General features: G+C 71.0%; 15 protein-coding genes and 1 pseudogene. 3 read left to right on the top strand and 13 right to left on the bottom strand.

Features of this window, described 5'->3' with window-relative positions; genetic code table 11:
- The first annotated feature begins 65 nt into the window (after positions 1 to 65).
- Entirely contained in the window at positions 66 to 899 is an 834-nt protein-coding gene (locus tag OG452_RS01395) for a helix-turn-helix domain-containing protein (protein WP_327293736.1), read from the top strand.
- Positions 900 to 926: 27 nt separating this feature from the next.
- Positions 927 to 1,355: pseudogene (locus OG452_RS01390) on the top strand (LysR substrate-binding domain-containing protein); the annotation flags it as partial.
- A 366-nt stretch (positions 1,356 to 1,721) separates the two neighbouring features.
- Here OG452_RS01390 and OG452_RS01385 read toward each other — a convergent pair.
- Both OG452_RS01385 and OG452_RS01380 read right to left on the bottom strand, forming a co-directional pair.
- Positions 1,722 to 4,082 (bottom strand): GH92 family glycosyl hydrolase, encoded by a 2,361-nt coding sequence (locus tag OG452_RS01385; RefSeq protein ID WP_327293735.1) that lies wholly within the window; start codon positions 4,080 to 4,082, stop codon positions 1,722 to 1,724.
- A gap of 494 nt (positions 4,083 to 4,576) precedes the next feature.
- Complete coding sequence (locus OG452_RS01380) at positions 4,577 to 5,521, bottom strand: NADP-dependent oxidoreductase (protein WP_327293734.1); 945 nt, start codon at positions 5,519 to 5,521, stop codon at positions 4,577 to 4,579.
- Between the two features lie 84 nt (positions 5,522 to 5,605).
- On the opposite strand from OG452_RS01380, the gene OG452_RS01375 reads away from it, so the two are divergent.
- Positions 5,606 to 6,211: a TetR/AcrR family transcriptional regulator gene (locus OG452_RS01375; protein WP_327293733.1), complete on the top strand. Its 606-nt coding sequence runs from the start codon at positions 5,606 to 5,608 to the stop codon at positions 6,209 to 6,211.
- 106 nt (positions 6,212 to 6,317) lie between these two features.
- Here OG452_RS01375 and exaC read toward each other — a convergent pair whose 3' ends face one another.
- From exaC to OG452_RS01320, 11 genes are all read right to left on the bottom strand, one after another.
- Positions 6,318 to 7,841, bottom strand: a complete 1,524-nt coding sequence (gene exaC / locus OG452_RS01370; protein WP_327293732.1) for an acetaldehyde dehydrogenase ExaC — start codon at positions 7,839 to 7,841, stop codon at positions 6,318 to 6,320.
- Positions 7,842 to 7,995: 154 nt separating this feature from the next.
- A complete protein-coding gene (locus OG452_RS01365; protein ID WP_327293731.1) occupies positions 7,996 to 9,573 on the bottom strand; it encodes a GMC family oxidoreductase in 1,578 nt (525 codons plus the stop codon).
- Positions 9,574 to 9,655: 82 nt separating this feature from the next.
- The gene (locus OG452_RS01360) at positions 9,656 to 11,248 is read right to left on the bottom strand and encodes an APC family permease (RefSeq protein WP_405564967.1); all 1,593 of its coding nucleotides are present in this window, start codon (positions 11,246 to 11,248) and stop codon (positions 9,656 to 9,658) included.
- The gene (locus OG452_RS01355) at positions 11,245 to 12,714 is read right to left on the bottom strand and encodes an aldehyde dehydrogenase family protein (RefSeq protein WP_327293730.1); all 1,470 of its coding nucleotides are present in this window, start codon (positions 12,712 to 12,714) and stop codon (positions 11,245 to 11,247) included. Before OG452_RS01355 ends, OG452_RS01360 begins: the two co-directional genes overlap by 4 nt.
- A gap of 180 nt (positions 12,715 to 12,894) precedes the next feature.
- On the bottom strand, positions 12,895 to 14,181 hold the full coding sequence (locus tag OG452_RS01350) for a GAF domain-containing protein (protein ID WP_442809939.1): 1,287 nt from the start codon (positions 14,179 to 14,181) through the stop codon (positions 12,895 to 12,897).
- Between the two features lie 35 nt (positions 14,182 to 14,216).
- The gene (locus OG452_RS01345) at positions 14,217 to 14,819 is read right to left on the bottom strand and encodes an N-acetylmuramoyl-L-alanine amidase (RefSeq protein ID WP_327293728.1); all 603 of its coding nucleotides are present in this window, start codon (positions 14,817 to 14,819) and stop codon (positions 14,217 to 14,219) included.
- 55 nt (positions 14,820 to 14,874) lie between these two features.
- Entirely contained in the window at positions 14,875 to 15,891 is a 1,017-nt protein-coding gene (locus OG452_RS01340) for an acetamidase/formamidase family protein (protein WP_327293727.1), read from the bottom strand.
- Entirely contained in the window at positions 15,888 to 17,453 is a 1,566-nt protein-coding gene (locus OG452_RS01335; protein WP_327293726.1) for an APC family permease, read from the bottom strand. The genes OG452_RS01340 and OG452_RS01335 overlap by 4 nt, the downstream gene beginning before the upstream one ends.
- A 135-nt stretch (positions 17,454 to 17,588) precedes the next feature.
- Complete coding sequence (gene xylB, locus OG452_RS01330; RefSeq protein ID WP_327293725.1) at positions 17,589 to 19,034, bottom strand: xylulokinase; 1,446 nt, start codon at positions 19,032 to 19,034, stop codon at positions 17,589 to 17,591.
- Positions 19,035 to 19,515: 481 nt separating this feature from the next.
- The gene (locus OG452_RS01325) at positions 19,516 to 20,793 is read right to left on the bottom strand and encodes an SWIM zinc finger family protein (RefSeq protein ID WP_327293724.1); all 1,278 of its coding nucleotides are present in this window, start codon (positions 20,791 to 20,793) and stop codon (positions 19,516 to 19,518) included.
- Positions 20,790 to 23,798 carry a DEAD/DEAH box helicase gene (locus tag OG452_RS01320; protein ID WP_442809938.1) on the bottom strand — a complete coding sequence of 1,003 codons (3,009 nt, stop codon included), beginning with the start codon at positions 23,796 to 23,798 and terminating at the stop codon, positions 20,790 to 20,792. Before OG452_RS01320 ends, OG452_RS01325 begins: the two co-directional genes overlap by 4 nt.
- Positions 23,799 to 23,974: the final 176 nt, after the last annotated feature.

Below are 23,974 nucleotides of genomic sequence, written 5' to 3'. Positions count from 1 at the left end.
CGATGGGCAAAAACGGACACTCTGTCGGCCGACCCGACATCCGGACCCTGGAGTACACCCCGAACGTGGGCGCAGCGGCCGGGGTCGAGGTGATGGAACTCGCCGACCTCTACGAGCGCTCCCAGCGGCACGGCAACGATCCGTACGCGCCGCTGCGGCCTGCCTTCCACCAGCTGATCGGGGCCCGAGCCCGGCCGCTTCGGGTATGGGTGGACTTCGTCGAGCATGACCTGGAGCCCGGATCATGGCTGTGGATCCGGCCGGGCCAGGTGCAGCGGTTCGGGCCGGACCTGGTGAGGGCGGACGGGGTGATCGTGCTGTTTCAGCCGGGCTTCCTCCCGCCGGCCGCCGTATCGGCGTCGCACATGGATCCGCCCTACGAGCAGCGGCCGCTGACACCGGAAGGCCCGGACGCGGAGAGCGTGCGACGGGCGCTCGACCACCTCGCCTACGAGTACGGCGCTCTGGCCTCACTGCCGTTGGAGTCGCACGCCGAGGTGCTGCGCGCGCTGCTCTCGGTCCTGGCGATCCGGCTCGCAGTGGTCCGCGACCCGGCGCCGCGCCCCACGGCGGCATCCGAGACGTTCCGCCGCTTCCACGCGGCCGTCGAGCGGGACCACGCGGTGAGCCGCCGCGTGGAGGACTACGCGACGGCGCTCGGCTACAGCCCTCGCACACTGACCCGGGCCACGCTCGCCGCAACGGGCCGCACTGCCAAGCAGTACGTGGACGACCGGGTGCTCCTCGAGGCCAAACGCCTGTTGCAGCACAGCGGCCTGACAGCGACGGAGGTCACCGTCCGGCTCGGGTTCAGCGATGCGAGCGACTTCGGGAAGTTCTTCCGCCTGCGGACTGGCGTGACACCCGGAGCGTTCCGTGAGAGCCGGGGGCTGAGGTGATGCCACCGCTCACCCGACGCCGACGATCCACCCCTGCATGTCGAGCCGCTGCTGGAAGACCGTCTGGTCCTGGCAGTGCCGACCGGCGGCCGGTTCGCCGACAGCGCCGGCGTCACCGCTCAGCACATCGCCGGCGAGACGTGGATCACCAGCCCGGCCAGCACCGGCGAGCCTCTGCTGGGCATCTGGCCGGGCCTGCCCGGACGGCCCCGGGTCCACCACGCCACCCGCGACTGGCTGACCAAACTGCACCTCGTCGCAGCCGGCGCCGGCATCACCACTGTTCCCTCCATGCTGCTGTCCGCGATCCCGCCCGGCGTCCGCCTCATCACCATCGACGACCTTCCGGAGGAACGACGCCGCGTCAGCCTGGTTCGCCTGCCGGGCTCCACGACGCCCTCGACGGACGCCCTCGTCCATGTGCTCCGTCGGCACGCCGCCGACCTCGCCGAATAGATGACGGTCGCGCGGCACTCTTGGGTCTGTACAGCGAATGGTGGGGCTCGGCACCGAGCCGCTGCCCGACATCCTCGAAGAAGTCACCACTGCCAGCGAGTGGATCGCGCTCCAGCGTCCTCCATGGAACGGGCCGCGTGGAAGGCGAGGCGATTTCACCGTCCACCGCAACGGGACATCAGATCATCCGCAGCCCGCAGCCCGCAGCCCGCAGCCCGCAGCCCGCAGCCCGCAGCCCGCAGCCCGCAGCCCGCAGCCCGCAGCCCGCAGCCCGCAGCCCGCAGCCCGCAGCCCGCAGATCCGGCTCAACCAGTGCCGGCGGGTCCGGGGTGCGGCCCCTCGTGGAAGGGCCCGCACCCCGGAGCCTCAGGGTCGGCCCATGGCGGGCGGGGCAGCGTTGACTCCCCAACTCGTCGGCTTGTCGGAGAGGTTGATCTTGATCGTGCCGGAGCGGAGCAGGTCCTTGTGGGACAGCCAGCTCTGACGCAACTCGCCCTTGCTGGTGTCCACGGAGGACACGTACTGGAGCTGCGAAGCGTTGGCGCCCGGGGCGTCGATCCTGATCGTGCGGCCATGGTCGGGCCGGATCTCGACCTTCTCGAACATGGGCGCGGAGATCACGTAGGTGGCGGAGCCGGGCTGGGGCTCGAAGATGCCGGCCATGGCGAAGACGAGCAGCGAGGAGGTGGCGCCGAGGTCGTCATTGCCGGGCATTCCATACACGTTGTCGGTGAAGAGCGTGCGCATCGCACGCAGCACGGCGGAGGTCTTCCACGGCGCGCCGGTCCACGTGTACATCCACGGTGCGTGGAAGTCGGGCTCGTTGTTGGGGTTGAAGGCGAAGTTGTTGTGGTAGTCGTACGCGCCGGTCACCCACGAGTCGGAAGCTGCCTTCGCCGGGTCGGTGAGCACGGTCGGCATGTCGAAGAACTTGTCGAGCCGCTGCTCGGCCTGCGAGGGGCCGCCCATGAGTCCGAAGAGCGTCTGCGGGTCCTGCTGGGCAAGCCATTCGTACTGCCAAGCGGTGCCCTCGTGGAACGCTCCGGCCTGGGCAGGATCGGGGTCTCCCGCCACAGTGTCGTCAGCGTTCCTGGCGACCGGGAACCCGGAGAAGCCCTGCGACGTGACGGTGGGGTCCCACAGCTTGGTGAAGTTGTCGCAGCGCGAGGCTAGCGTCGCGGCCTTGTCCTGGTAGCCGAGACCGCCCGCCATCGTGGACAGCGCGCAGTCGGCGAGCGAGTACTCAAGTGTGGCCGAACCCGACTGGCGGCTGTCGCCGTACTTGTACCCGGGCAGGTTCTGGTAGCCGACCCAGCCGTTCTTGACGTACGTGGGGTTGCCGTCACGGCCGCGGAAGATCGACTGGTCCGCGGGGACTTCGTTGGCGTTCTTCCACAGCGCGCCGAAGAGCTGGTCCGCGGTGCGTTTGTCGAGCAGGCCGCGGTTGTAGATGTCCACGATCCACGGTGTGACAGGGTCGCCGCTCATCACGTTGGTCTCGCTGCCGGCGAGCGCCCAGCGTGGCAGCCAGCCACCGTCCTGGTAGATGTGCAGCACCGACTTGGCCATATCAGTGGCCTTGTCCGGGTTCAGCAGGGCCACCAGCTGATTCTGTGAGCGGTAGGTGTCCCAGAGCGAGAACATCTGGTAGTACGTGGAATCGGCTCGGTGCACCTTGTCGTCGAAGCCGCGGTAACGGTTGTCCACATCGGACCCGATCGACGGGTGCAGCAGCGAGTGGTAGAGCGCGCTGTAGTACGTGCGCTGGTCGGCGGTGCTGCCGCCGGCCACGCGCATCCGCTTCAGCTCCTCCTGCCAGCTGTTGTGCGCGGCCGTGCGGGCCTTGTCGAACGACTTCGGCTGCTCAGCCTTGCGGTTGAGGCGCGCGCCGTCGATCGACGTGTAGGACAGGCCCACCGAGGTGCCGACCTGCTTGCCCTTCGCCGGGTCGAATGTCGCATAGGCGCCGGCGCGCTTGGTGCCACGCGACGCGTCGCGCTTGTTCGGGGTGATGGTGCCGTCGGTCCAGGTGCCGAAGCCCGAGAACTTCCGGTCGAACTTGGCGCTGAAATAGATCCGGTAGCGCTCCTTGCCGGTCTCTCCACAGAAGTTGCCGCCCTGGAGCCAGCCTTCGACGGTGTCGTCACCGACCACGTGGACGTCGCCGGCATAGGTGCTGCCGTTGCTCTCGCCGGTCTCGATGAGTATGTTCTCGGGGCCCGATCCGGCGGGGTACGTGTAGCGGTGCTGGCCGGTCCGCTGGGTCGCGGAGAGCTCGGCCTGGATGCCGTTGTCGAACTTCACACCGTAGTAGCCGGGCGCTCGGGTTTCGTTGGCGTGGCTGAATTTCGCACCGTACTGCGCCGGGTCGGACGACGTAACCGCACCGGTGGTCGGCATGAACCGGAAGTTGCCCATCGTCTGGCAGCCGACGCCCGAGAGGTGCGTGTGGCTGAAGCCGAGGATCTTGTCCTGCTTGTAGTCATAGGAGGCGTACTGGTTGAGCTGCGTGTCCGGGCTCAGCTGCACCATGCCGAACGGAACGGCGGCGCCGGGGAAAGTGGTCCCGTCGCCGTTGTTGCCGATCGACGTGTCGACCAGTGTGGTGGGGTCAGCGGCGAACTTCGGCCCCCGCTCCTTGGCGTCTGCGACGCTGGGAGTGGAGGACGCCGCGGCCACGGTGGTGGCGAGCAGCAAGGCTGCGAACGCACGTTTCCACGCTCTCATCGCGATCCCTTCTGTGACAACGTTGTCAAGTCGGGTGAACTTTGCCTTCAAAGTCCGGCTCCGTCAATCCTGTTGACCGGAAGGGGTGCTTTGCCCGACCTCGGTGGACGGTCAGGCACGGACCTCTTGCCAGGTGCCGTCTCGCGATGCCGGATGCGGCAGTTGAGGCGGCCCCACTCGGCGCCCGCTCCGCACAGCGACGCGCGGGATCCGCGTGCGGGGTCTTCTCCCAGGCTCTGCTCGTACTCCCCGGGACACGATGGGCGGGCGCTGCGCCTCATGCCGGCCGCCGGGCGGCGCGACGGAGGGGACACCGCCGCGCACCAGGACAGAGCCTCGGTGGGCCTCGGCGGTCAGTGGCAACCGATGCCGCTTCTCGTCCGACTGGACGACATCGAGTGCGGAGCGCGAGCGCGGGGCCCGGAGGTTCTCCCGGCGAGGCTCCAGACGTATTGCGAGCACTCGATCCCGACGGGCGGAGCATTGCGCAGTGTTCAGCGGAGACGCGGTCGCAGGGTGATCACGATCTTGCCGTGGACGTGGCGTCCGGCTTGCAGTGTCACGGCATCGCGGATCTGCTCGACCGGGAAGGCCGCGGCGATCGGTACGGTGATCGCGCCGGCGACGATCGCGTCGCTGATCTGCTCCATGGCGTCCGGGCCCGCGTCGAAACCACCGGTCGCGCGGACACCGCCGGGAGGATTGGGCCCCGCGGCGATCGTGGAGATCCGCTCGGGCGGCACACCGAGCGCGAGCGCGGTCTCGGCCGTTTCGACGCCGAACAGGTCGGTTGCCGCGGTCACGCCCTCCGGAGCCAGGGCCCGTACCCGGTCTGCCAGTCCGGGGCCGTAGGTCACGGGCTCGGCACCGAACTGGCGCAGGAACTCGAACGTGTTCTCCGCGGCGGTCCCGATCACTCTGGCGCCGGTGAGCTTCGCGAGCTGTATGGCGAACACCCCCACGCCGCCTGCGGCGCCGCCGACCAGGACGGTGTCGCCGGACCGCAGGCCGATCGCGGCCAACGCGGCGGCGGCGGTCATGCCGGCCACCGGAAGCGTGGCAGCCACCTCGTCACTGATGCCGTCCGGCGTATGCCAGAGCGGCCCGGCCGCCTCGGTCGGCGTCTTGACCACCACGAAATCGGCAGCGGCCCTGCCCAGCGCGCCGCCGTGGACCCGGTCGCCCACAGCAAAACCCGTGACGCGGGTGCCGACCTCGTCGACGACCCCGGCGAAGTCGTAACCGAAGCCGGACGGCACGGTGATGCCGAACCGGGCCGCCGCCTCGGGCCGCGAGGCAATGCCCCAGTCCATCGGATTCAGGCCGGCCGTCGTTACGCGGACGCGGACCTCGCCCGGTCCGGCATGGGGTTCCGGAACCTCCCGCAGTTCCAGCACCTCGGGGCCTCCGAATGTCTCATAGACAACAGCTCGGCTCATGAATTTCTCCAGCAGAGAGGGTGACGGGACTTAGTTTCATCACTGTACATGAGTGACGGCACCGAGTCCCGTACGATGGTCCCCATGGCCCGATGGCAACCCCACGCAACCGAGCGACTCGTTGTCGCTGCCCTTGAACTGTTCGAAGAACGGGGCTACGAGAACACGACGGTGATCGAGATCGCGGAGCGCGCCGGGCTCACGAAGAGCACCTTCTTCCGGCATTTCCCGGACAAGCGGGAAGTGCTCTTCGGTGGGGGAACGATGACCGGACTACTCGTCGACGGGATCGACGCGGCGCCGGCCGGGGCCGGCCCGCTCGAAGCGGTGGCACATGCTCTGGACGTGATCGGCAGGGAAGTCTTCACCTCCGATCACCGCGAGTTCGCCGCCCGGAGGTCGGCAGTGATCGCCGCCAACCCGGAACTGCGAGAACGCGATGCGTTGAAGGGACTCGGCCTCATCGCATCGATGATCGACGCGCTCAAGCGCCGCGGCGTTCCCGACCTGGCCTCGCGCGTGGCCGCCGAACTCGGCGCGCTCGCCTGGAAGATCGCCTACCAGCGCTGGCAAGACACGGCCAACGGCGACAACTTCGGCGAACTCGCACGGCGAACACTCACCGAAGTGCAAGCGGCCAGTGCCTTGTGCTGCCGGCAGACTCCCGGCAGGGACACGCTCCCCTGCTGAGACCCCTGCACGGACTTGTGACGCAGAACTCCTGGCCGGGGCCAAGAGAGGCCGCGCAGAAGGCGCTTGACGGGCGAATCCCGGTTCAGGCGCCTTCTGCGTGCGTCTAGAAGAAGCCGAGCTTCTTCGGTGAGTACGAGACCAGAAGATTCTTCGTCTGCTGGTAGTGGTCAAGCATCATCCGGTGGTTCTCCCGCCCGATCCCGGACTGCTTGTACCCGCCGAAGGCCGCGTGCGCGGGGTACGCGTGGTAGCAGTTCGTCCAGACACGGCCCGCCTGGATGGCGCGGCCCGCGCGGTAGGCCGTGTTCATGTCCCGGGTCCAGACGCCCGCGCCCAGTCCGTACAGCGTGTCGTTCGCCGTGCTGATCGCGTCGTCGAAGTCGGAGAACGACGTGACGGCGACGACCGGGCCGAAGATTTCCTCCTGGAAGACCCGCATCCTGTTGTCGCCCTCGAAGACCGTCGGCTGTACGTAGTACCCGCCGGCCAGCTCCCCGTCGTACTCGATCCGCTGCCCGCCTGTGAGGATCTTCGCGCCCTCCTGCTGGCCGATGTCCAGATACGAGAGGATCTTCTGCAGCTGGTCGTTGGACGCCTGTGCGCCGATCATCGTGTCCGTGTCCAGCGGGTGCCCCGGCAGGATCTGCTGGGTGCGGGCGATGCCCGCCTCCAGGAACTCGCTGTAGTGACCGCGCTGGATCAGCGCGCGCGAGGGGCAGGTGCACACCTCGCCCTGGTTGAGCGCGAACATCGTGAAGCCTTCGAGTGCCTTGTCGCGGAAGTCGTCGTCCGCCGACCACACGTCGTCGAAGAAGATGTTCGGTGACTTGCCGCCGAGTTCGAGCGTGACCGGCTTGATGTTCTCGGAGGCGTACTGCATGATCAGCCGCCCGGTCGTGGTCTCGCCGGTGAACGCGATCTTCGCGACCCGCGGACTCGACGCCAGCGGCTTGCCCGCCTCCGAACCGAAGCCGTTGACGATGTTGACCACACCGGCCGGCAGCAGGTCGGATATGAGACTCATCCAGAAGTGGATGGAGGCCGGGGTCTGTTCGGCGGGCTTGAGGACCACCGCGTTCCCCGCGGCCAGAGCCGGTGCGAGCTTCCATGCCGCCATCAGGATGGGGAAGTTCCACGGGATGATCTGGCCGACCACGCCGAGCGGCTCATGGAAGTGGTACGCGACGGTGTCGTCGTCGAGCTCGCTGAGCGTGCCCTCCTGGGCCCGCAGCGCGCCGGCGAAATAGCGGAAGTGGTCGATCGCCAGCGGGATGTCGGCGGCCAGGGTCTCGCGGACCGGCTTGCCGTTCTCCCAGCTCTCGGCGACCGCCAGCTCCTCCAGGTGCGCCTCCATCCGGTCGGCGATCCGGTTGAGGACGGTGGCCCGGTCCCCGGCGGGCCTCCGGCCCCAGCCGGGGGCCGCGGCGTGTGCCGCGTCCAGGGCGCGCTCGACGTCCTCGGCGGTGCCACGGGCGATCTCGGTGAACGGCCTGCCGTTGACCGGGCTCGGGTTCTCGAAGTACTGCCCGCGGGCGGGCGGGACGAACTCCCCGCCGATCCAGTGGTCGTAGCGCGACTCGTACGAGACGATCGCGCCCTCGGTGCCCGGCGCTGCGTAACGGGTCATGTCAGTGGCCTCCCGGAATCCGCGCCGCCCGCCCTCGGGCGGCGCTCGGAGCCGAGGGTATTGACCACGACGTTGCAACCACGTTGCGACGGCGACCGGGGGCGTAACCGGCCGCGTGGGCCTTTCGCCCGGGCAGCCCCTTGCCCGGCGCCGATCAGCCTTCCTTGATCATGTCGGCGCACTTCTCGCCGATCATCATGGTGGTGATGCAGGGATTCACAGTCGGCAGGAACGGCATGGCCGACGCGTCGGCCACCCGCAGCCCGGTGACACCCTTCACCCGCAGCTGCGGATCGAGCGGGGAGTCCGTGTCGCCGGCCGCCCCCATCCGGACGGTGCCCGCCGGGTGGTAGACGGTGTTGTGGGTCTCACGGATGTACGCGAACAGCTCGTCGTCGGAGCGCGTGGCCGGCCCCGGAGCCAGTTCCGCCCCCGCCCAGTCGGCCATCGCGGGCTGCGAGACGATCTTCCGCGCCAGCCGCAGCCCGTAGGTCATCACCCGGATGTCGTGGTCGTCGGTGAAGTAGCGCGGGTCGACACGGGGCTTGTCGCGGAAGTCGCGTGTGCGCAGCCGGACTGTGCCCATCGAGCGGGCCCGGGTGACGTTCGGCGTGAGACAGAACGCGTTGTCCGCCGTCGGATAGCCGCGTCGGTAGGTGTTCATGTCGAAGGGCACCGAGCCGTAGTGGAACATCAGGTCGGGTCGGTCCAGACCCGGTTCGGTGTCGGAGAAGATGCCGATCTCCCACCACTGGGTGGAGGAGGTGACCATGGGCTGCTTCGCCTCCCACATGATCACGCCCTCCGGGTGGTCCTGGAGATGGGAACCGACACCGGGGGAGTCCACCCGCACGCCGATCCCGGTCTCGCGCAGATGCGCGGCCGGTCCGATGCCCGACAGCATCAGCAGCTTCGGCGAGTCGATGGCCCCGCAGCTGACGATCACCTCGCGGCGCGCGGTCACCGAACCGCTGTGGATGGTGTCGGGTTCCAGGTACTCCACCCCGGTGCACCGCTCGTCCGCGTCGAAGAGCAGCCGCCTGGCCTGGAGCCCGGTCCGGATCTCCAGATTCGGCCGGTCGGTGAGTACCGGGTGCAGATAGGACACCGAGGCCGACGAACGGGTCCCGTCCTCACGGGCGTTGATCTGGAACCAGTGTGCCCCGCGCACCACCGTCGTACCCGTGTTGAAGGGCGTACGGGGAATCCCGGCCTCCTCGCAGGCGTCCAGCAGCGCCGCCCCGCAGGGGTCGGCCGGCGGAACGGTACGGATGGTCACAGGCCCGGAACGGCCGTGGTGGTCACCGGGCGCGTCATTGCTCTCAAGGCGCCGGTAGAGCGGGAAACAGTCCGCCGCGCTCCAGCCCGTACAGCCCAGCGCGCCCCACTCGTCCAGGTCCTCGGCCGGTGCCCAGAAGGCGATGCAGGAGTTGTGCGACGAGCAGCCGCCCAGCACCTTGGCCCTGGCGTGCCGCATGAAGCTGTTGCCGTTCTCCTGCGGCTCCACCGGGTAGTCCCAGTCGTAGCCGGACTCCAGCAGGGCCATCCAGCGGTCCAGCCGCAGCACGCTGTCGTCGCCGGCGTCCGAAGGACCGGCCTCCAGCACGCAGACGGTGACAGCGGGGTCCTCGCTCAGCCGGGCGGCGACGACCGCGCCCGCGGTACCGCCGCCCACCACTACGTAGTCGTATGCACGGCCGCCGTCGGGGCGCTCGGACGTTTCCTCGGACATCGCTGCTCCAGATCAGGGGTTCCGGCGGGGGAGAAGGGGAGGGGAGGAGGACCGTCGGGGGGTCAGCGGGGGTTCAGCCGGTTCATACGGCGGGCGGCTGCGGGGTCTCCGGGACGGCCCGGTGCGCGTCCAGTACGCCGGTCTTCTTGCGCTGGACGAACCAGTAGTACGCGAATCCCCCGCCGCCGACGATCCCGATGAAGAGGAACGCGCCCCACTGGAGGTACCAGTGGTGCGGGCCCGTCGCGTTGTAGACCTTGCTGCGCGGCCAGGCGAGGTTGAGCGACATCGCGAAGCCCCACAGCACCGCGAGGATGTTGATGGGGAGTCCGAACCGGCCGAGGGAGAAGCGCCCTTCTGCGGGCTCCCAGGTGCCGCGCAGCCGCCGGATCAGCATCGGGGTGGTGACCAGCAGATACGCCACATAGATCATGATGATGGCGATGCTCGTGATCACCGAGAAGATCTGTGGCTGGTTGATGTTGATCACCAGGATCACGATGCCGACGATCCCGATGATGATCGCGGGAAGGACTGGCGTCTTGAAGCGCGGGCTGACCCGGGCGAGCAGTGACGAAGCCGGCAGGCAGTTGTCGCGGGCCATCGCGAACGCCAGCCGGATACCTGCCGCGTGCACCGCGAGCTCGCAGACGGTGATGGCGACGACCACGCACCACAGCACGATCTGGCCGATCGTCGAACCGAGCGTGGAGAGCACCACGTACTGCAGACCGTCCGCGGCCAGTTTCTTCGAGGTCAGGCTGGGCACGGCCAGCAGCGCGAACAGCAGGATGAGCCCGCCGAGCAGGAACGAGAAGAACAGGGCCCGCAGAATCGCCCGCGGAGCGTTCCGGCTGGGATCCAGGGACTCCTCACCGAGCGAGGACGCCGTGTCGAAGCCGTACATCACGTATGCGGAGGCGAGCGAAGCGGTCAGGAACGCACGGAAGTAGCCCAGGGTCTGTCCCGAACCGATCCCGTGCGTCTGGACGATCGCGGCGGGGCCCCGGGTGATGTGCGCGGCCAGCAGGATGATCAGGACGATGGCCGCGATCAGCTCGACCATGACACCGGCGGAGTTGATCCTGGCCATCAGCTTGACCCCGAATGCGTTCACCAAGGTGGTGAAGAGGATCAGTACGCTGCCCAGCAGCACGGCGTTCTCCGCCGCGTCGGTCTTGCCGGTACCGTCCCCGACGAACTGGAACGTCGCCGAGATCTGCGGCAGCGTGATCTGGTACGCGAGCGCCACGGCGGCCAGCGACACCATCGTGGCCGTCACCATCATCCAGCCGCCGAGCCAGCCGACGTGCGGGCCGCCGAGCTTCTTGGCCCAGTTGTAGACGGAGCCCGCCACCGGGTACCGGGCGGCCAGCTCGCAGAAGCAGAGGGCCACCATCAGCTGGCCGATGAAGACCATCGGCCAGGACCACCAGTAGGCGGGCCCGCCGAAGCTGACACCGAAGTAGAACAGCTGGAAGGTACCGGTCAGGATCGAGATATAGCTGATGCCGGCGGCGAAGGTGTGGAAGTTGCCGAGGGTGCGCTTGAGTTCGGGCTTGTAGCCGAACGCCGAGAGCGAGTCGTCGTCGTCCTGGTGCTGTGTGCGGGTCTCACTCCCGGGGCCGGGCGCGGTGTCGTCCCCGCCGGGGCCGCCCCGCCCTTTCCGGTTCACTCGAACCACCTCAGCGGACGCGGCGACAGATTGCGCCACACGTGCTTGGCCTCCTGGTACTCCGCGAGACCGGCGGGGCCCAGCTCGCGCCCGAATCCCGACTGCTTCATCCCGCCCCACTCGGCCTGCGGTACGTACGGCTGGAAGTCGTTGATCCACACGGTGCCAGCCCGCAGCCGGGAAGCCACCCGGTGCGCCCGGCCGACGTCCTGGGACCAGACCCCGCCGGACAGCCCGTAGACGGTGTCATTGGCGAGGGTGACCGCCTCGTCCTCGTCGCGGAACCGCTCGACCGTCAGGACCGGGCCGAACGATTCGTCACGCACTACGGACATCCCCGGCGTGCACTCGTCCAGCACCGTCGGCAGATAGTAGAAGCCGGAGTCCAGCGCCCGGTCCTCCGGCCGTGCGCCCCCGCACCGGAGCACCGCGCCCTCGGCGATGCCGGCCGCCACATAAGCTTCCACCTTCTCGCGGTGGGCGGCCGAGATCAGCGGGCCGGTCCGCGCGCTCTCGTCGAACGGGCCGCCCAGCGGGATGGCCCGCGCCCCGGCCACCACGTCCTCGACGAACCGGTCGTGCAGCTCGTCCTGGACGAGCAGCCGCGCGCCCGCCGAGCAGACCTGTCCGGAGTGGAGGAAAACGGCGGTCAGGGCGTAGTCCACGGCGCTCTCGTACTCCGCGTCCGCGAAGACGATGTTGGGGTTCTTGCCGCCGAGTTCCAGGGCGATCTTCTTCACCGTGGGGGCCGCGGCGGCCATGATGCGCCGTCCGGTGACCAGCCCGCCGGTGAAGGACACCATGTCGACCCGCGGGTCCTCGCTGAGGGGCGCGCCGACGGCCGGTCCGGTGCCCAGGACGAGGTTCGCCGCCCCGCCCGGCAGCCCGGCCTCGGTCAGCAGCCGCATCAGGAAGACGGCGGTGTGCGGCGTCAGTTCGCTCGGTTTCAGTACGAACGTGTTGCCCGCGCCGAGCGCCGGCGCGACCTTCCACGCGGTCTGCAGCAGCGGATAGTTCCAGGGGGTGATCAGCGCGCACACGCCGACCGGTTCGTGCACGATCCGGCTGTCGACGCCGGGGTCACCGGTGTCGACGACCCGGTCGGTGCCGCCGGACGCCACCAGATTGCCGAAATAGCGGAAGCAGTTGGCGATGTCCGCCATGTCGTACTCGCTCTCCACGAGCCGCTTCCCGGTGTCCAGGGACTCGGCGCGGGCGAGCGCGTCCTGATCGCGTTCGATCAGGGCGGCGACCCGCAGCAGCAGCGCACCCCGCTCGGCGGCCGGGGTGGCGGGCCACGGGCCGCTGTCGAACGCCTCACGCGCCGCGCCGATTGCCGCCGACGCGTCCTCCGGACCGGCCTCGTCGACCGTCGCCACCAGCGTGCCGTCGGCGGGGCAGCGGATCTCGCGGAGCGCCCCGTCAGCGGCGGGCGTCCAGGTCCCGCCGATGAACAGCTCAGGCATGCGGTACTCCGTAAGTTGTGAGGCGGCCCGGGCTTGCGCGTGGGCACTCGGTGGTACTCCATGCGGTTGCCCCACCGACCGGCGGTGCCGTATCGACCGGCAGTGCTTTACCAACCGACAGTAGGGAGCCCGGGGCGTCCGCGCAGTACGGGCGAGGCAGCCGGGGGAAGCGACCAGTGGTCAGGAACCCTGCCAGGAGTCCAGTTCGCGCACCCGCGACACGGCGGACGACCGCTGCCGGGCGGGCAGCGCGGTGGCGAGCGCCCGCCAGACGGGGAGGTCGTCCTCGCCCCACGGGCTGTACGCCCAGTCCGCGAGCAGCCCTGGGTCCCGGCGTGCGATCAGGGCTTCCCGCAGCTGGTCCGCGAGCCGCCGCCGCAGCCGGACCACCGCGGGCGCCCGCGACCCGGGCAGCAGCGGACCGGCGTACGTGTTCATCGCCGAGGTCACGGCCCCGGACGCCAGCAGGCGCGCCACCCCGGCGAAGTCCGTGTCGACGGGACCGGCCAGCCGGTAGGGACGCGACCGCAGCAGCTCCGGGCCGAGCAGCCCGCGCAGCCGGGACAGCTCCGCGCGCAGAGTGACCGGGGTGACCGTCTCGTCCTCGTACAGCTCGACGAGCAGCTCGTCCCCCGTCACACCCTCCGGGCGCTGGGCGAGCAGCGTGAGGATCTCGCTGTGCCGTCGGCTGAGCCCGCACGTGCGGCCGCCCGCCACGAGCAGTGCCGTGTCCCGCCCCAGCACCGACAGCCGGACGGATCCGGCTGAGGGCGGCGGCGCCAGGAGCGCGAGCTGCGACTCGGCGGCCCGCGCGACCGCGCTGACGAAGGCCAGGCTGTGCGGATGGGCGAGCCGGTCGCCGCCGGTGATGTCCACGGCGCCCAGCAGCCGCCCGGTGCCCGGATCGTGGACGGGCGCCGCGGCGCAGGTCCACGGGTGTACGGGCCGCTGGAAGTGCTCGGCCGCGAAGACCTGGACGGGACGGTCCACGGCGATGGCGGTGCCGGGCGCGTTGGTCCCGGTCGCCGCCTCCGCCCAGCGCGCCCCCGGCACGAAGTTCATCAGGCCCGCCTCTCTGCGGGGTGTCGCGTGCCCCTCCACCCAGAGCAGCCGACCGTGTGCGTCGCACACCGCCAGCAGATGCTCGCCGTCCATCGCGTAGGCGCCCATCAGCTCGCGGAACAGTGGCATCACCCGGGCCAGCGGATGGCCGTCCCGGTACGCGGCGAGCCCGTCGTCGGACAGCTCGACGCGCGCCGTCCCCTCGCGGCTGACCCGTGCGCGGGCCGAGCGCCGCCAGGACTCCGCGACCACGGGCCGCACGGGGCGCTCGACCCGCCCCGCGGCCGCGAACGACTCGTACGCCCCGCGCAGCGCTCTGCGGCGCCGCGCGGGATCGGCGCCCGCCTCCAGAGCCACCCATGTGTCGGTCAACTCGGCCTCCCCGGACCCCGGTGCACGGCCCATCGTCACCCCGGCGGCGGGACCGGGCAAGCGTCCCGTCAGGCCTGGTTGACCAGCCGCAGGTAGCGGACCCAGTCCCAGTTGGGGCCGGGGTCCGTGTGGTCGGTGCCCGGGACTTCGACATGCCCGATGATGTGGGTGCGGTCCTTGGGGATCGAGTACCGGTCGCAGACGGACGCGGTGAGCGCCGCCGACTTCTCGTACAGGGCGTCGGTGAAGTACTCGGGCTTGTCGACCCAGCCCTCGTGCTCGATGCCGACACTGCGGGTGTTGTAGTCCCAGTTCCCGGCGTGCCAGGCGATGTCGTGCTCCCGGACGCACTGGGCGATGTACCCGTCGGCCGAGCGGACCACGTAGTGGGCGGTGACCGCCTTCGCCGGATTCCGGAAGATGGCCAGGGTGTTGGCGAAGGTCTCCTGGGTGACGTGGACCACCACCCGGTCGATCCGGTACGCCGACGGGCGGGTCGACACTGTGTAGTTGGCGGTGGACGCGGGCGTCCAGTGGGCGGTCGGGTAGTCGGTGTCCGACGCGCTGTCCGCGTCCGCGTGGGTCGCGGGCAGCAGGACGCCCGCGGTGACCATGAGCGCCGCGCTCTGCAGCAGCCGTCTGCGGCTGGGACCTGATCCGTTGGGTGCCATCCGGCTCTCCTGGGGTGGGGGGAACGTACGTCTGCGGTGGTGCGGTCAGGATGGGTCAGGGCCGGGGGAGCAGCGCCGCGGTCTCCCTGAGATGACGGTGCAGACCGCGGTGCGGTTCGCCGGCCGGCAGCCACTCCTTGCGGATCTTCGCGACACACGTGTAGTTGGCGTCGCAGACGTTGGCGAGCGGCGCCTCGCCCGCCTGGGAGAGCAGCTGGTACGCGTCCAGCCGGGACAGCCCGTAGTCGCGTGACAGCCACTGCACCAGGTCCAGTTGCGAGATCCGGAAGGCGTCCTCCAGCGGGCGCGCCGAGCCGGTCGACATCAGATGGGTGTCCGACTCCAGGCGCGGCCACGGGGTCGCCACGCCCTTGAGGAGTTCGACCACGACGACGGTGTTCATGGCGCACTCCACGGCCACTCCGCAGGTCTCGCCCTCGCCCTGCCTGGCGTGCCCGTCACCGAGGCTGAGCAGCGCGCCTTCGACGTTCACGCCGAGGTAGCAGGTGACGCCCGCGCGCATCTCCGGGGTGTCCATGTTCCCGCCGTGCGCGTCGGGCACCAGCGCGGAGCGCACCTCCAGATTGGCCGGGGCCACCCCGACCGTGCCGTGCATCGGGTCCATCGGCAGTGCGATCTCGATGTCGCTGTCCCGCGCCCGGAAAAGGCAGGTGCGCCGCTCCCGGTCCAGCTCCCACATCCAGACGACCTCGGGCAGCGGTGGCTGCAGGGTGGCCGTCGTGTGGGTGGAGGTCAGCGCGCCGAAGAGCGGGACGGTCGTCGACGCGGCCCAGTCGCGGGCCGGTTCGACCGATACGAAGTGCACGGCCACGGTGTCGCCGGGCTCGGCGCCCTCGATGTGGAAGGGGCCGGTCTGCGGATTGAGGAAGGGGAACTCGCAGACCTCGGACACCAGGTCCTTCTCGGACCGTACCCGGCCGGCGAAGCAGTCCTCGGTGAACAGGTCCAGGACGGTGCCGGGAGCGATGCGTGCCACCGGGGCCGCCCCGCCGAACGTCCAGGCGTACTCTCCCTCGCCGGGCCGCACGGTCACGATGCGCGGATCAGTCATGCGCGTAACTCCCCTGTCTCATCAGTTGTGTTGCCGGTCGTGGCGCCCTTCCCGGTCAAGGCGCCGCTTTCCTGTTGGCTGTGGGCTCCGGAGGGGTCCGGCGGCCCGTCCAGATGCACCCGGCCCGTCTCCGCGAGCCGCTCGGGATGCCGACGCGCCAGCACGGCCAGCACCACCACGCCGGTCAGCATCCAGCCGCCGACCACCGGCCCCGCGTACGAGACGGGCGGCTTCAGCGTGGAGACGAAGTCGAAGGCCGGGATCCCGGCCGCCGTCAGGAGCGCGGGGACGAAGGCGGCGATGCCGAGCACCGGGAAGAGCAGATGGGGCACCGGGCGGAACAGGTCGCGCCTGCGCCGCAGGAAGTATCCCGCGCAGGCCAGATTGACGACGATGTACACACCGATGACCACCGTCACGATGACCGTGGCCAGCAGCGCGAAAGCGGTCTCCGGGCCGTACGCGAGACCGAGCCCGAGCACGGCGGCCACCGCGACGGCGAACTGCGCGGCGACCCCGGTGACGGGGGAGCGGTGGCGCGGATGGACACGGGCGAACGGGCGCGGGAACACCCCGATCCGTCCTAGCGCGAAAGCGGTCCGCGTCGACACGTTCGCGCACGCGTTGGCGTTGGCGATGGTCGAGTTGACGATCGCGAGGAAGAGCAGCACCCAGAAGAGCCCGAACGAGGCGCGCGCCACGCCCTCCCAGGACGCGGCGCCCAAAACGCCGAACCCGGCGAACCGGTCGGGGCCGAAGTACACGGACATCGCGTAGGTGGTCAGGACGTAGAACAGACCGATCGCCAGCGCCGCGCCGAGGACCGCCCGCCGCATGGTGCGACGCGGGTCGCGCGCCTCCTCGGCGAGCGGTGCGGCCGCCTCGAACCCGGAGAACGCCAGCACCGTGTAGACGGATCCGGCGAAGACACCGCCGACCCCGGTGTAACCATGGGCGGTGTGGGAAGTGCCGAACACCGAGAGGGTGTTGGCGTCCCCGGCTTTCACGATCAGCAGTACGGCGAAGACCAGCAGGACGAGCACCTCGAAGACGCCGAGCACCGTGCCGAAACGGGCCGAGGCCCGGACACCGTAGAACCCGGCCAGGGCGATGACCACCGCTCCGGCCAGGGACCACGGCCACCACAGGTCCGCCGGGTACGAGGCCCACTCCTGGTGCAGGGTGCCCGCCGTGGTGAAGCCGAGCTGGAGCAGCAGCAGGGCGGGCACCAGCGCCTCGACGAACACATAACCCCAGCCGACCAGGAATCCGACCGCCGGGTGCAGCCCCTGCGCGGAGTACGTCGCCACCGATCCCGCGGCGGGCAGTTGCCGTGCGAGTTCGGCGACGCACGAAGCGGTGAACAGACAGGCGACCAGAGCCACCAGCACCGACAGCGGCAGGCTGCCGCCCGCGAACGCGGCACCCGACGGGATCGACGCCGCGACGGCCGCCGCGGGCGCCATGGCGGTGATGCTCTGGAAGAGCACCTCGCGCAGTCCGATGGCATCGCGTCGCAGCCCCGGACCTGGTTCCCCCGGTTCCCCCGGTTCTTCCGGCATTCTCCGACTCCTTGTGTCCGCCGACCGGCACGAGCCCCGCGCGCCATACCGTACGGGCAGACGCGGGAGGGGCGGAAGGGGCCGATGCGCCTGCACGGCACGGTAGTTGACCCGGTCGGCCGCTGCGCGGCGGCGTCACTCGCGTTGCTCCGTCCCGCACAGCAGCGCGCCCGCGTCCGAGAGCGTGGCCCCGATCCGGTGCAGAGCCGGTTCGTCCACGGCGAGCGGCGCGTACTGGGGGCCCCGCGCGGTGTCCCACCGCCGTGCGACCTCGGTGGCGTCCTCGCCGAGCAGCAGCCCCGCTGCCTGGGCTGCCGCGCCCAGTGCCACCAGCTCCTTCGCCACGGGCACCTGGACGGGCCGCCCCGACAGCCGCCGTACGGTCTCCCGCCAGGCGGTCCCCTGGGCCCCGCCGCCGATCAGCAGCAGCGGCGCGCCGGGATCCGCGTCCTTGTCCAGGACCCGGTCCAGGGCGGCGAGCAGCGCGTAGACCGCGCCGTCGTAGGCGGCCTGGAGCAGCTGCCCCCCTGTCGTGTCGTGGCGCAGCCCGTACAACAGGCCTGCGGCGTGGGGTAGATGGGGGGTGCGTTCGCCGCCGAGGAAGGGCAGCACCACGGAACCGCCACCCGCCTCGACGGCCTCCCGGTCGAGCTGGAGCAGCGCGGCGATCCGGTCGACCGCCAGGGTGCAGTTGAGGGTGCAGGCGAGCGGCAGCCAGTCGCCCCGCGCGTCGGCGAAACCGGAGACAGTACCGGAGGGGTCGACGGGCCGCTGCCGCGACACCGCGTACACCGTGCCCGAGGTGCCGAGGCTGAGGACGGGCCGGCCCGGGCGCAGCCCGAGGCCGAGCGCGGCGGCGGCGTTGTCACCGGTGCCCGGCGCCACCACGGTGCCCGGGGCAAGCGGCAGACCGGGCAGTGCGCGCACGGTGCCCGCTGCTTCCGACGGACCTGTGACCTCGGGCAGCAGGTCGGGGGAGAGGCCCGCGAGCAGCAGGATCTCCTCGTCGTACGCCTCGGTACTGGTGGCCCACCAGCCGGTGCCAGAGGCGTCGCCCCGGTCGGTCGTGCCCCGGCCGGTGAGCCGTTCCGTGAGGTAGTCGTGCGGCAGCCGGACCGCCGCGGTGGCACGGGTCGCGTCCGGTTCGTTCTCCAGCAGCCAGGCCCACTTGGTGACGGTCATGGCGGGCCCCGGCAGGCTCCCGGTGCGGTCGGCCCAGGTGCTCGCGCCCAACTGCCCGATGAGGCGCTCGCTCTGGCGCGCGGAGCGGACGTCGTTCCACAGCATCGCCGGGCGCACCGGCCGTCCGGCCGCGTCCAGGGTCACCAGACCGTGCTGCTGTCCGCCGACCGAGATGGCGGCCGCCCGGGCTGCCGCGGGTCCGCACTGGCGGAGCGCGTCGGTGAGCGCCGTCCACCACTGCTCGGGATCGCTCTCGCGGGCGCCGTCGCTGCCGGTGACGGTGTGCGGGGCCTGGCCGTGCGCGACGACCTCGCCGGTCGCGGAGTCGACGACCAGTGCCTTGGTCGACTGGGTGGAGGAGTCCACGCCGATGACCAGGGGGCCTTCGGGTGCTGTCATCGATCTGCTCCGCTCTGAGGGGCCGGGCGCCGTGGCTTTCCGGCGGCGCCCTGGATACTAATTTGTTAAACCTCATGACGAAATAGGTCGGCGGCGGAGCGGTGCAGGGGGTGGTTCCGGGACCTTCCCGCTGGAACGGGAGGCGCCGTGGTCGTCTCCGGGGGCGGCGGTGAGTGGGCGCGGGCCCTTCAAGAGCTGTGGAACTTCATGGACTGAGGCCCGGTCAGGATCTGTGGACTGGTCCGGAACAGGGGAGCGCAGCCGCAATCCACTCCCCTGAACCGGCCCGGACTACATTGCCGCAGGCCAGGCGGGTCGTTCAATCGCCCGGGCGGGCGGGTGCGCGGACCCGTGTTCGCGGCGCTCATGGATCATGTCCGGGTGCGCCGGTGCCCGGCGGCCAGTTCCCCGCAGGCCGGCCCCGTACCGCCCTCCGGCGTGCGCCCGCGCCCTTTCCCACCGCTGGTCAACTGCCGCTCTGTCACTCGTCGTCGGTCGCCATGGCCAGCGCGGCCGCCGGGTCGGGATCGGCGGGTCCGGCAGGAGTCCAGCGGCCCAGCTCCTTGCGGTAGGGCCACCAGCGGCCGTCCTGCCCGTAGCGCAGCTGGGCGTCGGCCCCCACCACGGTCCAGCGGCTCCCGGCCAGGCCGAACCGTGGACAGGCTCCCTGCTCCCACGCCTGGTCGAGCTGTGCGCATGCCCGCGCCAGTTCCTCGGCGCCGGGCGTCCACTGCTCCTCCAGCACGGACAGCGCCGCCGCGCCGCCGCAGTGCCAGGCCCGGACGGCGAGGGCCAGCTCGGCGCGCTCGCGGCCCGAACTCTCGGCGAGGCGGGCCGATATGCGCGTCTCCGTGGCTTTCGCGGCCAGCCGTACGGCGTCCTGTTCCGCCGTCAACTCCACGGCCAGTGGCCGGTGTTCATGGTCCGGAGCGAGCGCTTCGGCCAGCAGGAGCGCCGCCCTGCATGCCGCGTCCGCCGCGAGGAACTCAAGCGCGCCCGGGTCCAGACCCGGCGCCGGACCCGTCTCCGTGTCGAGGGACGGCGGCCGGCCCGGCCCGTCCGGGACCGGCGGCGGCGCGGGCAGCGGCGGCAGCGTGTCCCCAGCGGCGAACGCCTCATCGGCCCGTACGCCCCCGGGCTCACGGTGCCCCTCGCACGCCCGGGCGCTCTCCGGTCCTGCCGCCCGCCCCGCGGTGCGCCGCTGCAGTTCGTCCAGCAGTCCCCGCTCAGCCCGCCCGCGCATCAGCAGCAGCACGAACGGATCCTCGTCGAGGAGGCGCGCCACCTGGTAGCAGAGCGCGGCCGTGTGCGGGCAGTGGTCCCACGCGTCGCAGGAGCACTCCGGCTCCAGATCCCCGAGCCCCGGCAGCAGGTCCACCCCGGCAGCGGCCGCGTCCTCCACCAGGTGCGGCGGCATCTCGCGGTCCAGCAGCGCCGCGATGTGCCCCGCGCTCTCGACCGCCATGTCGAGGAACCGGTCCCACTCCTGGTCGCTCAGTTGCTGCAGCAGCACGTCGCTGCGGTACCGCGTGGAGTCCGGGTCCTGTACGACCGCGGTGATCCGCCCCGGCCGTACGGACACCGCGCCGACAGCGCCCGCGCGGGCGTATCTGCGGCCCTTCTTCAGCTGCTGCCGGTCAAGGGCCGTGTCCTCAAGGGCTTTCAGCCAGGCCAGGCCCCACCAGGTCCCCGCGAAAGCGCGGCCCTGGGCCGGTGCGAGCGCGGCGAAGGTGCGCTCCGGTGCGTCCGTACCGCTCATCGTGCACTCCCTCGCAGTTCCACCAGATCAGCCAGTTCGGCGTCGGTCAGCCCGGTCAGCGCGGCCTCGCCGGCCCCGAGCACCGCGTTGGCCAGTTCGCGTTTGCGGTCGAGCATGGCGGCGATCCGGTCCTCGATGGTCCCCTCGGCGATCAGCCGGTGCACCTGGACCGGCTGGGTCTGCCCGATGCGGTACGCGCGGTCGGTGGCCTGGGCCTCGACGGCCGGGTTCCACCAGCGGTCGAAGTGCACCACATGGCCGGCCCGGGTGAGGTTGAGACCGGTGCCCGCGGCCTTCAACGACAGCAGGAACACCGGCACCTGGCCGTCCTGGAAGCGGTCCACCATGTCCTGGCGGCGGGCGACCGGCGTCCCGCCGTGCAACAGGAGGGTGGGTACCCCGCGGGCTGCCAGATGCTGTTCGATGAGCCGGGCCATCCGCACGTACTGGGTGAAGACGAGCACACTCGCGCCTTCGGCGAGGATCGTGTCGAGCAGCTCGTCGAGCAGCTCCACCTTGCCCGAGCGCCCCTCGATGAGGGGCTCGTCCTCCTTGAGGTACTGCGCGGGGTGGTTGCAGATCTGCTTCAGCGCGGTCAGCAGCTTCACCACGAGACCGCGGCGGGCGAAGCCGTCCGCGGTGGAGATGTCCGCGAGCGTCTCCCGGACCACGGCCTCGTACAGACCGGTCTGCTCCCTGGTGAGCGCCACCGCGCGGTCGGTCTCCGTCTTCGGCGGCAGCTCGGGCGCGATGCCCGGATCGGACTTGCGCCTGCGCAGCAGGAACGGCGCGACCAGCCGGGAGAGCCGTTCCGCCGCGGCCGGGTCCTTTCCGCCCTCGATGGCCTGGGCGTAACGCGTACGGAAACCGCCCAGCCTGCCCAGCAGGCCGGGCGTGGTCCAGTCGAGGATCGCCCACAGCTCGGACAGGTTGTTCTCCACCGGGGTGCCGGTGAGCGCCACGCGGGCGCGGGTGCCGATGGTCCGCAGTCGGCGGGCCGTCGCGGAGTACGGATTCTTCACATGCTGCGCCTCGTCGGCGACGACGAGCCCCCACGGCGCCCCGGCCAGCCGCTCGGCGTCCAGCCGCATGGTGCCGTAGGTGGTGAGGACGAACTCGCCGTCGGCCAGGCCCTCCAGGCGCCGCGCCGCACCGTGGAAGCGGCGTACCGGAGTGCCTGGCGCGAACTTCTCGATCTCCCGCTGCCAGTTGCCCATCAGGGAAGCCGGGCAGACCACCAGGGTGGGGCCCGCCGAGTCCTTGTCGCTCTGCCGGTGCAGATGCAGAGCGATCAGGGTGATGGTCTTGCCGAGGCCCATGTCATCGGCGAGGCAGCCGCCGAGACCGAGCGAGGTCATCCGGTGCAGCCAGTTCAGGCCGCGCAACTGGTAGTCGCGCAGGGTCGCTTCGAGTGCGGCCGGCGGCCCGATCGTCTGCTGCCCGGTGCCCTCCGGGTCGCCGAGATGGTCGCGCAACCGCGCCAGCGGGCCCGTCGCGGTGACTGCCATCTGCCGCCCGTCCACCTCCGTCGTGCCGGTGAGCGCCGCCCCCAGCGCCTCGATCGGAGCGATGGCCCGGCCCCGGGTGTCGCGGGTGTGACGGGCGCGCCGCATCTCCTCCGGGTCGATCAGCACCCACCGGTCGCGCAGCCGCACGGCGGGTCGGCTCGCCTCGGCGAGCTGGTCGAGTTCGGCGTGGCTCAGCTGCTGATCGCCCAGCGTGAAGCGCCAGTTGAAGGCGAGCAGGGTGTCGGCGGAGAGCACGGACGGCAGGTCGGTGGCGGGTCTCTCCGCCGGGCGTGCGTAACCTGCGGCGGCATCGGCTGCGCCTTCGGATGCGGCATCGGTTCCGAAATCGGTTCCCGCGTCAGTTCCGGCGTCAGGGGTCTCGTCCTCCGTGCCGATGACGGCCTGCGCGGTCAGCGTGCGGGAGAACTCCCGGGGCCAGTGCACCCGTACCCCTCCGGCGGCGAGCGCCCGCGCCGCTTCGCCGAGCAGTTCGGCGACCTCCTCGTCGGCGAGTTCGACCGCGTCGGGCACAGCGGCTGAAAGGAGCGGTGCGAGCGGCGCCCAGGCGCGGGCGGCCCGGCGCAGGGCGAGCAGGGCGTCCATCCGGGCCCGCGGCCCGAAACCCGTTGCCGAGCCCGACCAGACGTCCGAGGCGTCGGCCGTCAGGGAGGGGTCGCTGACGCCGTGCATCTGCAGGACCGCCCGGAAGACCGGCCCGTCGCCGGTCCCCATGTCCGCGCCGGACAGCCCTGTCACCTCCACCCGCAAGGAGATGCGGACACCGGCGTCCTGACCGGCCGCGACATCGGCGGCCCAGGCCTGCTGGCCGGGCAGCTTCCGCGGTTCGGCGGCGGCGAACGCGGGGCTCCCCGCCGCGAATGACGCGGCGGGCGCCCGCGGCAGGCCGTCCGCCACGGCGTCGAGGAAGTCGCGCACCAACTCCTGGGGTGCGGGAAGCAGTACGGGGTCCGCAGCCGGGTCCAGCGGCACCGCGTGCGCGGTCGGCGGCATGGCCGCGGCGAGTTCCCGTACGCATGCCAGATCGGCGGCGTCGAGCGGTCCCGCCCGCCATGCCTCGTAGCCGTCGGCGCTGAGACCCGGCAGCAGCCGCCCGCGGGCGGCGAGTTGGAGAGCGAGCAGAGCGGCCGACCCCCAGAAAGCGACAGCTGCTGACGCGTGCGCACCGCCACGGCCACGGGTGAGAACGGGCAGGGCTTCCTGTACCGTCAGCACACACGCCGGTACGGAGTACGGGCGTGCGTCGCCGCCGACGACGAGCAGCTCCTCCATGGGGCCGGGGCTCGTGGGCGGCTCGTTGCCATCGGGGTGCCAGAAGGCGACCCTTCCGGTACGTGCCGGGTCCGCAGGCAGGAAGACCGCGGAGCAGCGGGAGAGTTGGGCGATCTCGGAGAGCGTTGCCGTGGGGAGTCCTTGCACAGCGATAGCGCATTCCTCAAATTTGACTACTGTGGGTCGGGATCGCCGAGGGTACCTCATACCGAGGGCCGCCGGTGACGCCGTCACCCTGCGACGCGGTTTCGTCCGGCGCAGGGTGGAGGTAGCACCACCTGCTCAGCAGGGGGTGACCCCCCTGTCCCGGCCGGGGGTTGTCCCCTGCCCCGGCGGGGTGGTGGTGCCATGGTCCCCGCAGTCCCGAGACCTTACGTTTCATG

Origin of the sequence: Streptomyces sp. NBC_01197, from assembly GCF_036010505.1 — a bacterium.
Taxonomy (GTDB): Bacteria; Actinomycetota; Actinomycetes; order Streptomycetales; family Streptomycetaceae; genus Streptomyces.
Note: the sequence above shows the minus strand (reverse complement) of the source record. Positions and strands in the feature narration are given on the sequence as shown.

Coding starts and splice junctions, on each gene's coding strand:
- xylB (WP_327293725.1), bottom strand. CDS start 19,034: ATGACAGCACCCGAAGGCCCCCTGGTCATCGGCGTGGACTCCTCCACC.
- OG452_RS01345 (WP_327293728.1), bottom strand. CDS start 14,819: ATGGCACCCAACGGATCAGGTCCCAGCCGCAGACGGCTGCTGCAGAGC.
- OG452_RS01320 (WP_442809938.1), bottom strand. CDS start 23,798: ATGAGGTACCCTCGGCGATCCCGACCCACAGTAGTCAAATTTGAGGAA.
- OG452_RS01335 (WP_327293726.1), bottom strand. CDS start 17,453: ATGCCGGAAGAACCGGGGGAACCGGGGGAACCAGGTCCGGGGCTGCGA.
- OG452_RS01355 (WP_327293730.1), bottom strand. CDS start 12,714: ATGCCTGAGCTGTTCATCGGCGGGACCTGGACGCCCGCCGCTGACGGG.
- OG452_RS01375 (WP_327293733.1), top strand. CDS start 5,606: ATGGCCCGATGGCAACCCCACGCAACCGAGCGACTCGTTGTCGCTGCC.
- OG452_RS01385 (WP_327293735.1), bottom strand. CDS start 4,082: ATGAGAGCGTGGAAACGTGCGTTCGCAGCCTTGCTGCTCGCCACCACC.
- OG452_RS01380 (WP_327293734.1), bottom strand. CDS start 5,521: ATGAGCCGAGCTGTTGTCTATGAGACATTCGGAGGCCCCGAGGTGCTG.
- OG452_RS01340 (WP_327293727.1), bottom strand. CDS start 15,891: ATGACTGATCCGCGCATCGTGACCGTGCGGCCCGGCGAGGGAGAGTAC.
- OG452_RS01365 (WP_327293731.1), bottom strand. CDS start 9,573: ATGTCCGAGGAAACGTCCGAGCGCCCCGACGGCGGCCGTGCATACGAC.
- exaC (WP_327293732.1), bottom strand. CDS start 7,841: ATGACCCGTTACGCAGCGCCGGGCACCGAGGGCGCGATCGTCTCGTAC.
- OG452_RS01325 (WP_327293724.1), bottom strand. CDS start 20,793: ATGAGCGGTACGGACGCACCGGAGCGCACCTTCGCCGCGCTCGCACCG.
- OG452_RS01350 (WP_442809939.1), bottom strand. CDS start 14,181: ATGGGCCGTGCACCGGGGTCCGGGGAGGCCGAGTTGACCGACACATGG.